The following is a 1,915-nucleotide window of genomic DNA, read 5'->3' as shown; positions in this document are numbered from 1 at the left end:
GGTCGTCTTCAAGAGTTCAATCTCGGGCTTTAACTTATCCCTCGAACCCTTTAAGTCACTATGAAGACGTGTAAACTCCTTACCAGGTAACTTTGTATGAAGATCTCCATCAATCTGGTAGTAGCCGTCCTTGTACAGTAGGAGGTTCGTTGAGTAGTCATTCATCAGGTTGGCCAGTGTCTGAAGCAGAGTTCCATGCACCTCTACTAGGTAATTGCGCATGCTCGAGATGGCCTGACCTTGGAGGTTTTCACTTAATGTAAAAACAGGAACTTGCTTACAACTAACAGTGCATAAACAAGTTCCTTACAAGCTATTTCAATGGTGATACATAATTATCTGGAAGTTTGCCTTCAGATTCAATCCAAATCTTCTCTGCAATGGGCATTAACTCTTTTAATTCTTCTTGTGTAAAAAGTAATTGATTTTTCGGATTAGCTATCAGTATCTTTGGTCGTTCTTTGGCTCTTCCCCTTTTTATTTTATTGATTTCTTTTTCCGTTGGGGGCCAGCAATCGTTCTTTACTCTATAAGATACTTCTCGTAACGTTTTCTTCCTACTCTCCAGCAAGGAAAATAACTCGTCCGGTAATTCATAAACAACTCGTTCATCCATCATGCCACCTTCAATATTGACGATATAATACTGATTATTATGTTTCCAAACTTCTTTTCCGTATCCTTTGACTTCTTCGAACTGAATAACGTCTTCCCACTTTAATTGACTACGTTCCATGTATGATCACCTCTTTTTGTACTTATATCCTTCATAACTGCCTCCGGTATTCCCCCAGGATAAGTTCGCCCTCCGGGCCTCCACCAGTCATTGGCTCCATCTTCATTCCCAGTAGGTATAAATGCTCCTTTTCTTGCAACAACTTCAGGAGAAACATCTAATCTATAAATTGGCCCATCTCCAAAATATCCTTCATCAAAACCTAATAACTTTTCAAATAGTCGATTGTCTCCATTAGCAACTTTTTCAATGATATCTGCATGTTTTTTGCTAAGCCAAAAACTATTCCCATTTTTGTCTCCAACAACCCCATTACGCCAGTTTTCATCAGGCTTAAATTTCTGAAATTTAGCAACTCCATTTTTAAATTGACGAATATGTGCTTTAATATACTTTTCATCAAGATAATCTTCAACATCTGGTCGAAAAATACCTTTATCTGGATTTGGTTTAATATCAATAATTTGTTTCTTTGTAAATGTATCCTTAATATATTTTATTTTTGGTGCATTTTCAGATATTTCTAAAACTCGAACGCTATCTGCAGGACTAATTCCCCATTCAACGTACTCTTTTAGCTTAAGTTTGCGATGAAGATTAACTGAACTATTATCGTTCATAATCAGCTTGTATTTTTCATTTAAAGCGAATTCTTTAAACCCTGAACTCTCCCTCGCAAGTTTGCTTTCTTTAATATTCTCTTTAATTCGTTCGATATCATACTTCGGTGCTTCAACGTCCGCTTTCACCTTATTGAGACTAAACTTGCTGGCTGCTGAAGAGGCTGTATACCCTCCTAAGATATTCCCAATAAAGTTTGCGGTTTGAGCGTCTTCTTCGCTTCCACCCGCAAGCTTGGTCCCGTGATAGGCAACCTGACCAGCTGTATAAGCTCCTGCTTCCCCTATCGCAAACTCTGTCAAGCCTTGCACAACACTTTGGGTCTTCCCTATAGGAATCATGATAGCACTCGCTGTCACAAAGGTATTCCCAACATCATGATACAACTTGTCATTTCCCATAAAAACTGTATCTCTGATAGGATTCTTTGCCTTGGTCTGGATATCCCCTGCATTTCCTAGTTGAATATCATGAAACCCTTCTTCTGCATTAGATAACCCATAGACACTCGTCCCAAATCCCACGACACCGCCTGCAACAACTAAAGGAGTCGCAGTT

2 protein-coding genes and 1 pseudogene are annotated in these 1,915 nt (G+C 39.0%); all 3 read right to left on the bottom strand.

Going from position 1 to position 1,915, the window contains the following annotated elements:
• Positions 1–222: pseudogene (locus HMPREF9423_RS12165) on the bottom strand (T7SS effector LXG polymorphic toxin); the annotation flags it as partial.
• Between the two features lie 91 nt (positions 223–313).
• Positions 314–736 (bottom strand): hypothetical protein, encoded by a 423-nt coding sequence (locus tag HMPREF9423_RS11310; protein ID WP_006149481.1) that lies wholly within the window; start codon positions 734–736, stop codon positions 314–316.
• The coding region (locus HMPREF9423_RS12715; RefSeq protein ID WP_006149480.1) for a hypothetical protein at positions 718–1,915 on the bottom strand (1,198 nt) is incomplete at its 5' end. The genes HMPREF9423_RS12715 and HMPREF9423_RS11310, both read right to left, overlap by 19 nt.

Origin of the sequence: Streptococcus infantis ATCC 700779, assembly GCF_000187465.1 — a bacterium.
Lineage (GTDB): Bacteria > Bacillota > Bacilli > Lactobacillales > Streptococcaceae > Streptococcus > Streptococcus infantis.
This window is presented reverse-complemented; position numbering and strand designations above follow the sequence as displayed.

Excerpts from the sequence above, each read along its gene's own strand:
- HMPREF9423_RS11310 (WP_006149481.1), bottom strand. The coding sequence starts at position 736 with ATGGAACGTAGTCAATTAAAGTGGGAAGACGTTATTCAGTTCGAAGAA.